Below are 8163 nucleotides of genomic sequence, written 5' to 3'. Positions count from 1 at the left end.
TTTTTTTTGCCTGCAATTTAGAAAAAAACCAGCGCGAACGCTGGCTTTGCTTGGATTATGGTCGGTTTTGAACGGGCTCTATCTTGTTTGATTTGAAGTAATCAAGAACAGGATTAACTCGATAGGGTTCTACGTGGAAGCTGGCCATCACCTGATCTTTACGCATCAAGTAAAACTGATTTCCGCTGTATCGCACCGCATCAAATATCACGTTCATTCTGCACCCATCGTACATGTATTCTCCCTCAACACTGAGGCTTTTGCGTATCACAAAGGATAGTCGCGCCTTGGTGGATTTAAGCTCGTTTCGAGCTCTAAATAGGTTAATTGCTAGTACGATGATAAGCGACATTAATCCGCATAGTTCATATGCGTTTAAATAAACTGAATAACTCATTTTGTCTTTTTTCTAGTGCGAATAGGAAAGGGTTTAGCAACAAAAAACATTCTACAGTCTAAATACCTCTGCTGTCGCGTATTTGATGCTCGTTTTTTTCGTCTGGTTGCTACAAATGGTAAATGAAATCGCCTTAGTGAAGTAGCCTAACGCTAAGGTGCGTTCCTCTTTCGACGCAATGATCATTGCGTCAATCACCGTGCTTGAGCTGGTCACGCCACCAGCAAGGGGAGCCATGATCTCGTTTAGCGCATTCGCTTGGCTTTCTAGTTCTGGCGGCAAGTCTGGTGGCGGTAAGGTTGCACCGTTATCTGACTCACTGCCGCTTGTTGGCGGCGTTAATGCAGTATTGATTTGCGCCATAAGAGATACGGCTGCATCCACATGGCCAGAAAGACCATTGATCACTGCCTCAAGCGCTTTCAGTTCTTCCTTGCTGGTAATTGGCAAGATACTCGGAGCGGGTACGTTGTCCTCTGTACCATCAACCTTGTGTTTGATGTTCACACCAATAGACACTTGTTCGAGGTCGGTTGGGTCGGTGATCAACACTAGGTGCTCATTCCATTGCGTTAACGTGGCCACCGTTGCGCTCACTGAGTCATTCAAACCCTTAAGCGTTACCACTAACTGCGATGCGCCTTGGTAGTCCTCAATATCCTCGCTCACGCAGCCTGATAGCTTCCCTGACAAGCTTTCACACTTCACCTTAAGGGATTTGCCTCGGGTAAGGTTCTCCGCTTCCTTAAGGCCGCCTACGTCTAAAAACTGGCGAAACTGTTCGATTTGCTCTTGTGTGTCTAACATCAAATTGCCTCAATCAATCGTCATCAAGTCGTTACCGTTTACCAGCGTAGCGCCACACCCAAGGGCATCGCCTACCACGGCGACCGGAACGCCATTAACAGTAAGTTTTGAACTACCAGTTATAACGCCTACGTGCGGCGGGTTATCTGGTTTTACGTGCATGACGGATATATCACCCGTACCTAATACATTGATTCCATTCACGGTCAGTAGTGGCTGGCCAGAAACAAAAACACCTGGACTAAAGCCACCATGACCACTATCCACACTCCCTACAATTCCTACGGCTGGCATAGTGCATTACCCTAATGTAAATGGAGCTGCGGCAGCCTTAACAGCGAACTGGCCACCAGCATCGATATTGACGTTACCACTTGCTTTAATGGTCACTTCATTGCCCTCTAGGTTGGCTTTACCGGAGGCTTTTACGGTTGCATCACCACCCGCTTCGATGTTCGCATCGCCTTTCACTTTGATAGTTAGTGCGCCTCCGATTTGCTCGAATGTGTTCCCTGTTGAGCTGCGAAACGCATTGCCCTCGACGTGAATAACACATTGGCCATCTGGCGTAATTTCAATGGCCGTACCGCTTTGGGTATGCGTTACTGAGTAGCCGCCTTGATGCGTGATGAGCTCACGCAAACCAAATCGCACAAAGAGCGCATCTTTGCGGTCATAGGCTGGTGGCTCGGGTTCTCCATCGGCTCGTTTAGGCTGATAGGCTTCGCCGTTCACCTCGCTTGGTAGGTACGACTCATAGTTAGGCGCGTAGTAAAGCGATCCGGTAATACGGGGATAACGGGTATCGCCATTACGAGGAAAATCCACCCAAACCAGATCCCCTTTTTCCACTGGCACTGCATGGCCACCACTCGGTTTTGCGCCCAATGGCAGTAGAAACTCGGCAAAAGGTAAATCCTTATCGGGGATTGCATCCCAATAACCAAGCAAGCGAACGGATACCATGTACAAGCCTTTCGGATGGACGGTATTTACCACTTCGGCCTGATAGCTACCAAACAAGCGGTTAGTGACGTTGGTGCGTGTTCTGTTCTCTGACGAATCGCTCATAGGTTTCTGACTCCCAACTCGATACGACACTGATACCGGTTCCCACGTTGACAATGGGCGACACGGTTCATGATTTGTTTCTCTGGCATGGACTCATCCAGCTCGGTAGCGGGTAGCCGTTTATGGAATAGCACTGAGCACACCGAAAGAGGCGTAAAGGCAGTATTTCCGGTAAGTTCCACATCCAAAATAGGGATGATGGCCATGTGTTGATTATTCAGCGCCTTGGCTTGTGGAACGCTGACCATGACCATCGCGCCCGAACGTTGGCCACCTTGGAAGCCCTCGACGGTATCCCAAGAGGCATAGTTACGGTTAAGAACGCGCTCAAACAGGGCTTCCTCTCCGATAATGGAGTAGTTCGCAATGCTGTGCTCTGCTTCCTCTGGATTCGACTGTTCCATCTTGAATTGCTCGCTCATATCCATGTTCTTGAGCGACTTAAAGTGCATAACACCACGGCAGATAAACGCCACTGAGCCGTAATCTCTGGCCATTGTTCGAATTAAGCGAGACTTAGTACCACCAGCATTTAAATGGTACGTAGCGCCACGTTCAAAGCTGTCACATTCGATTTTTAGATCGGGTAATAGCTCGGCCAGAATGTCTTTAGGCTGCATTTCAACAAAGAATCGAGGCGTTGTGACTGGCTCTTTAAGTAGGTGCGCATCCTTTTGGAATGCTTGAACGGTAAGCATACCGTCAGCGCTGGTGGACTTGGCCACAATGAATTTTTCAATCCAAACCTGATCGCCTCGCTCGTTCACATCGGCCATCGTGACCTCGATCTCTGAACCGCGCTTAATCCCGTAGTCATCCCGATAAACGGCAGCCTGATCCATGATTTCCATAACCAGCTTGTTGCCGTCCATCGAAGCACACTCAATGTAGGTAAACGAATGAATGTGCTCGATAGGGATGTCATTTTCGTTGGTGACAACTTTTTGGGCGAGAAAGTATTCTTTGTTACTCAATGACTCGGCCTCCCACACCAATCGCACCCTGACGGACAGCGATCGACTCGGCCTCATAAACCTCTGCAATCACTTCAAAAGAGATTGAGGAAGCAAACAGGCGAGTATTTTCATGGTCTACTTCGGCGGGTTCGGTCATCGCATCTTTACGGCCACGTATCTCGATGTTGATTTCCATTTCAGTACCCGCGAGCATGGTTTTCGCTCTGAATACATGTTTACGCTTGCCCTTGGTATGACGTAGCCAAACCATTAAACCTAGCGCTAGGCGGCTAAGGGTAGACTGGTTCCAAGCTAGGGCATTAATGCGGTAGGTAAGCGCGACAAAGGACTTATTAATCACGGCATAAGGCTGGCCTTGTTCATTGGCCAGTTCGCCATAGTCAGCAATATCGACGTACTCCCCGCCATCAACAAACCCAATCACCGGATCGCGCGTGATGTAGCAAACAGGTAAAAGCTCATTACGGTTTGCTTTCACCTTGTCGCCCAATTTTGCCGTTAACTTAGATAGGAATGACACTGGATCGTTAAAGTTGCCGTAGTAAATCTTTCTCGACTTATCACGGCCAACAAAGCGAGAAAACTCACTGTTCTCTCGCCGTTTAGTGTCAGTCACAACTAAGGAATCAAGCACGTTCTGGAAAAAGGCAGCCACCGCACGATCAATGTCGGTTAGCTCTGTGTGTTCCACCTTGCCATCGAATGTCACTACATCGCATGGGATTTCAAAGAACGCATCGTCCAGTTGCATGATTAGTCCTCCAAATCGTCCAGCTCGTAATACTTACGGCCTTTCACGATAGTGATGCACTTATCGCTTCGGTGTAAGGTCACATCGAACTTGTGGAAGTTGCTCGTTAGGATAGGGAGGTAAGCCGATACTGGCTCATTGCGCTGGTAGCCGTCTCGCGTTTTGCGGCCTTTACCGGATCGGTTGCCCTCATAGATTTGAATGACCGCGCAATCAAAATCAATCTTGGCCATATCTGCGATCGCTGCGTCTAGGTCTTTGCACACGTTAAGTACGTTCGCGCATAACATGACGCAAAAACGGCGTTTTGAGCTGTCAATTTCGGCAATATTGTTTACTACGCCTTTCGCTTTCGAGTTCGGGTCATAGTGAGTGACCGTCATGATCTGCTTGTGGTAGTTAGTAAGGTATTCTTCTGTTAGGTCGGGAAACTTACCGCAACCAAAGTTAAGAATGTTGTTCGCGTATGACCAGTTAGGTGCAAGTCTACTAAGGCGCTTGGCACTGGCTGGCACTTGCTTTCGGCTAGTCTGTAATGTCATGCCCACTCCATAATTGGAGCGGCGCTTTAAGGATGGGTTGGAATAGGGCTGATATTAACGTTAAAGCTCGATCACTTCACCGTCTTGTAAGTTTTCTTCCGGTTCTGGTAAGAAATCTTCCTCCGGTTCTGGCTTAGGTTCTGGTTCAATCGAACTATCCGGTAATTCCGGTAAGTTCGCTGGTGGCTGGTTAAAGTCACGCATTGGTATGCAGACATAAATCACGCCCACGTTCGCCGTACCATAGCCAACGGCCTTATGTACGTACCACCACACGGTTCGTAATCCCTCGGCGGTTTCTTCATCCCATTCCAGTACACTACCGATAGGAACATGGTGCGAAGCAATACGCAGCATTAGCGGCTCTAAGGACTCGCCAAGGTTTTCGTCGCCATCATCCATCATGAAAAAGTTCTCTTGCTCATCTGGACAATCCAACAAAGCCACCAGCTCTGGATCGCTATAAGTGAGCGTATCTTGGTTGGTTTCTAGCTCTAATACTGACTCGCTTTGGTAATTATCATCCGTTGGTGCCGATTCTGGCTCAATAGGGCGATACAGGGACGCTTCAAAGTGATCAGGTGATAGTTTGATAGCCTTAATCCAATCTTCCCTTAAAACGCGATTAAAGGGCTCATGGCCTTGGTATCGAACCTTTCTTACTACAGGTTTAACTACGTCACTCACTTGATGATTCTCTCTAATCTGCTTGGTGTTACGTTCATCAATTTTGCGAAATCGGTCAGTGCTTCACTCTTAGTTTTCCCTTGCAGCTTGTAGCCGTCATGGAAGTTCTGGAAGCCGACCTTAATCATATCGATATAACCTTTCTTCTCGTTGGACTCCTTACGCAGTTTGCGCGCTTGGCGCTTGATGGTTTCGCTTTCCCGTTTCTGTTTGGCGATCTGTTTTTCCATTGCTTTCTGAGCGCGTAGATACTTCGCGTGTTCGCGCGTAGCGGCGGCCTTATCCACCACCGTTTTACGGTTACGTGCGGCAGCTTTCTTCTCGTTCTCGTTGAGCAAGTACGTTTTGTTATCTGAGCCAAAACCAACACGGCGCGCTTGCTGTTTCATTTGGTTGGCCAAGATGCGTTGCCATGCCAGCGATTGCAGCATGGTTGTTGCCTTGAGAACGTGTTTACATGCCACACCGGACAATTCAGGGTTTCGGATTTTCGGGAAAGCAAACTCTTTAGGCGGCGCTATGCAGTAGTTACCCATAGTGGCCAAGTATCGATACCAATACTGGTGACGGCCACAGTCGCAATCAAAGGAAATACGGCCAGCACACGCCAATTGCACCGCTTGGTTGTAATCCCCATTAGGCGGTTCGTGTAGTAGCTCATCCCACTGCTCAAAACGCACCTTTACTCGGTGTTCTTCGTGCTTCGACACGCTTGATGCTCGGACACGAATAAGCGCGATATTGTTCTTAATACCGATCAACGTGGCCTTGTGAATGCCTGTACCGTCATCGACACGGTTGTTTGCACGGTCTACGTCGATTTGACGCGAGTTCTTCACCAAAAAGGCGTAGGTGATACCCGCTGTCTTGCTGTCATAGACCTCTTTGTGTCGCTGACGAGCCTTGTCGAACTTGATCAGGTCTTCTTTGGTAAACCGTTGCCCTTTAGCCTTTTCGCCTAGCGCTTTTAATGCCTTATTAGTTGGCTTGGCCAGCGTTGAGGCGGTCAGTGTTCGCTTGGCATTGCGGCGGTTTTTCTTTTGTGCCCGTTCAATCTTGTTGAATAGCTGGTTGAACTGTCTCTCATTGAGGCCAAGGCTGGCAAATGAGCCGTTATCCCGTTTCTCCGCTTCAAACTTCTTCGGCATAAGTTACAGCCCCATTTCGTCCATGAATTGACGCATGGAACGACGCACCCAAGATGCTGGTGGCAGTTTGATGGTTTCGCCAACAGGTAGCGGATTAATTGGGTCGTCTACGTCACAGACCAGACTAACCAACCAATCAAGCTCAACCGTGGCGTAAGCTCTGTAAGAGACGAGATCCGCACGATAAACCTCATCAAGTCGAATGGTGTACTCAAAGAGATCGGTATTGCCCGAACGGTTGACGTATTCCATGACGATGGCAAAGAAATGCGCCCGTAGAATATCGTCCTCGATGTTCTCTGCTGAGAGGCGGGATAACTTACTCATCATCGCCTCCCATTCGATACTTACCGTCTGCGATTAGCCCCGTTTTAGCCTTAAACAGTCCCATTGCGCGCGAGGCCATTTCTGGCTCTTTCTTAGGTTTCCGTAACAGGTCAAACAAACTCTTAAGCGTTACCGTGTCGCCAATACTGTCTTGTGTGGCTGCATAGACCACAAACATGAGCGCGTAGGTGTCAGGGCGCAGTTCTGACCAGTCGATGTTGTACGTTGGCTTACCATCGGTTCCCCGTACTTCTTCTACGATGGATGGCGACACTTCGAAGCGGCCACCAGCGTTAGGCGGGTAAGTGATAGCGTTTAGGGATGTGAGATAGTTATAGGCTTCCATTGCCGACACAATGATCGGTCTGCCTTTTGCGTCCAGTTCGGACAGGCGAACGGCGCGCCCATACTTCGAAAAGTAGGGCGTAACCTCGTCCACCAGCACAATAAAACCGCCTTTTTTGAGCTTTTCTAACTTCTCGGGCAAAGTCAGCTTAAGGCTCATCAATGAGCGCTCTAATTGTTGGCATTCGATGATATGGAGTTGACCATCATCTACACCAGCAAGCATAAGTCGTGGCTGGCCAGATGATAGAGTAAGTACAGCTATGCGCGTTCGTGCCATGTTGTGACCTCTAAGCGCGCTTTTTAAGATGGGGAGTCTTGGTCAGTTTAACACCATTAACTAGGCTTTTTAGCCCTGTTAATGGTGTTTATATTAATTAATGTTCGGAATGTTGTGGGTAAATGTTTTCGAGCAGTTCAAGTGGCAATCCCGCCAGCTTATAGACCTTAAATAACAGCTCTGTCTCTGTACCGTTGTGGATCTTCCATTGCGCTTTGCCGCCGTATTTCCCTTTTGCGTGGATAGGTATCATATCGGGATACTGAGCGCGCTTATCCGCTTCCAGTAGCGTGTCGTGGTGATAACAACACAAGGGTAATACATACGCATGCGCCCGTTCTCCAACACGACCAAACACATGATGCAAGGAAATCACCGGATTCTCTCGGCCATGCAGCCAACACGCAATACACGGTAAGCGACCAATGGCATCCATAATGCGCTTTTCCTCTGCCGTAGGCGTTCGACCTTTCAATCCCTTACTGGCGATCTTTTTGGTCGGTTTCTTCGCTACCGGCTTCGCTTTTTGGCGCTCGATACGCTGTTGTTGTTTGTCACGCTGCTTTTTCTGGTATTCGGGATCATTTAAGCGCTCGATTTGTCGCTGGCGCTGACGTTCTTGTTGCTGTAATTGCTTTTTGAAGCGCTTCTCCCGTTCCTCGGGGTCATTCATCTTGGCGATTTGCTTTGCGCGCGCCCGTTCCATTGATTGTTTTTGCTTCTCTCGTCGTCTTTGAAGTTTCTCTGCTATTGTCAAAGCCATTAAAAACACCTACTATTTGTTTGCTCTTGTTTCACATTTGCTGGTGGAACATGAAAAGGCTGGTAACT

12 protein-coding genes are annotated in these 8163 nt (G+C 48.5%); all 12 read right to left on the bottom strand.

Translation table 11 applies throughout. The features are described 5' to 3' along the window. Window positions 1-55 precede the first annotated feature (55 nt). The 12 genes from R7E47_RS20190 to R7E47_RS20135 all read right to left on the bottom strand — a co-directional run bounded on the left by R7E47_RS20190 (window position 56) and on the right by R7E47_RS20135 (window position 8095). Window positions 56-217 carry a hypothetical protein gene (locus R7E47_RS20190; RefSeq protein ID WP_155396901.1) on the bottom strand — a complete coding sequence of 54 codons (162 nt, stop codon included), beginning with the start codon at window positions 215-217 and terminating at the stop codon, window positions 56-58. Between the two features lie 231 nt (window positions 218-448). Further along, entirely contained in the window at window positions 449-1204 is a 756-nt protein-coding gene (locus R7E47_RS20185) for a hypothetical protein (RefSeq protein WP_206954295.1), read from the bottom strand. A gap of 9 nt (window positions 1205-1213) precedes the next feature. Continuing rightward, window positions 1214-1498, bottom strand: coding sequence for a PAAR domain-containing protein (locus R7E47_RS20180; RefSeq protein WP_042522745.1), 285 nt, complete (start codon window positions 1496-1498; stop codon window positions 1214-1216). 6 nt (window positions 1499-1504) lie between these two features. Continuing rightward, window positions 1505-2275: a hypothetical protein gene (locus R7E47_RS20175; RefSeq protein ID WP_206954297.1), complete on the bottom strand. Its 771-nt coding sequence runs from the start codon at window positions 2273-2275 to the stop codon at window positions 1505-1507. Beyond that, window positions 2272-3249 carry a hypothetical protein gene (locus R7E47_RS20170; protein WP_206954299.1) on the bottom strand — a complete coding sequence of 326 codons (978 nt, stop codon included), beginning with the start codon at window positions 3247-3249 and terminating at the stop codon, window positions 2272-2274. The genes R7E47_RS20175 and R7E47_RS20170 overlap by 4 nt, the downstream gene beginning before the upstream one ends. Continuing rightward, window positions 3242-4003, bottom strand: coding sequence for a hypothetical protein (locus R7E47_RS20165; RefSeq protein WP_206954301.1), 762 nt, complete (start codon window positions 4001-4003; stop codon window positions 3242-3244). The genes R7E47_RS20170 and R7E47_RS20165 overlap by 8 nt, the downstream gene beginning before the upstream one ends. A 2-nt stretch (window positions 4004-4005) precedes the next feature. Continuing rightward, window positions 4006-4545, bottom strand: coding sequence for a hypothetical protein (locus R7E47_RS20160; RefSeq protein WP_069497720.1), 540 nt, complete (start codon window positions 4543-4545; stop codon window positions 4006-4008). A gap of 60 nt (window positions 4546-4605) precedes the next feature. Further along, a complete protein-coding gene (locus tag R7E47_RS20155) occupies window positions 4606-5232 on the bottom strand; it encodes a hypothetical protein (RefSeq protein ID WP_206954303.1) in 627 nt (208 codons plus the stop codon). Continuing rightward, on the bottom strand, window positions 5229-6380 hold the full coding sequence (locus R7E47_RS20150) for a phage tail protein (protein WP_206954305.1): 1152 nt from the start codon (window positions 6378-6380) through the stop codon (window positions 5229-5231). The genes R7E47_RS20155 and R7E47_RS20150 overlap by 4 nt, the downstream gene beginning before the upstream one ends. Window positions 6381-6383: 3 nt before the next feature. Further along, window positions 6384-6707: a hypothetical protein gene (locus R7E47_RS20145; RefSeq protein ID WP_206954307.1), complete on the bottom strand. Its 324-nt coding sequence runs from the start codon at window positions 6705-6707 to the stop codon at window positions 6384-6386. Further along, window positions 6700-7332: a hypothetical protein gene (locus R7E47_RS20140; RefSeq protein WP_169629031.1), complete on the bottom strand. Its 633-nt coding sequence runs from the start codon at window positions 7330-7332 to the stop codon at window positions 6700-6702. Before R7E47_RS20140 ends, R7E47_RS20145 begins: the two co-directional genes overlap by 8 nt. Window positions 7333-7429: 97 nt before the next feature. Then, window positions 7430-8095, bottom strand: coding sequence for a Ref family recombination enhancement nuclease (locus R7E47_RS20135; protein ID WP_206954309.1), 666 nt, complete (start codon window positions 8093-8095; stop codon window positions 7430-7432). Window positions 8096-8163: the final 68 nt, after the last annotated feature.

Source organism: Vibrio sp. Vb1026, from assembly GCF_033338745.1.
Classification (GTDB): domain Bacteria; phylum Pseudomonadota; class Gammaproteobacteria; order Enterobacterales; family Vibrionaceae; genus Vibrio; species Vibrio alginolyticus.
Note: the sequence above shows the minus strand (reverse complement) of the source record. Positions and strands in the feature narration are given on the sequence as shown.

Bases quoted from the DNA above. Each gene is read 5' to 3' on its own strand.
- R7E47_RS20190 (WP_155396901.1), bottom strand. From the start codon at position 217: ATGAACGTGATATTTGATGCGGTGCGATACAGCGGAAATCAGTTTTAC.
- R7E47_RS20185 (WP_206954295.1), bottom strand. From the start codon at position 1,204: ATGTTAGACACACAAGAGCAAATCGAACAGTTTCGCCAGTTTTTAGAC.
- R7E47_RS20180 (WP_042522745.1), bottom strand. From the start codon at position 1,498: ATGCCAGCCGTAGGAATTGTAGGGAGTGTGGATAGTGGTCATGGTGGC.
- R7E47_RS20175 (WP_206954297.1), bottom strand. From the start codon at position 2,275: ATGAGCGATTCGTCAGAGAACAGAACACGCACCAACGTCACTAACCGC.
- R7E47_RS20165 (WP_206954301.1), bottom strand. From the start codon at position 4,003: ATGCAACTGGACGATGCGTTCTTTGAAATCCCATGCGATGTAGTGACA.
- R7E47_RS20160 (WP_069497720.1), bottom strand. From the start codon at position 4,545: ATGACATTACAGACTAGCCGAAAGCAAGTGCCAGCCAGTGCCAAGCGC.
- R7E47_RS20150 (WP_206954305.1), bottom strand. From the start codon at position 6,380: ATGCCGAAGAAGTTTGAAGCGGAGAAACGGGATAACGGCTCATTTGCC.
- R7E47_RS20145 (WP_206954307.1), bottom strand. From the start codon at position 6,707: ATGAGTAAGTTATCCCGCCTCTCAGCAGAGAACATCGAGGACGATATT.
- R7E47_RS20140 (WP_169629031.1), bottom strand. From the start codon at position 7,332: ATGGCACGAACGCGCATAGCTGTACTTACTCTATCATCTGGCCAGCCA.
- R7E47_RS20135 (WP_206954309.1), bottom strand. From the start codon at position 8,095: ATGGCTTTGACAATAGCAGAGAAACTTCAAAGACGACGAGAGAAGCAA.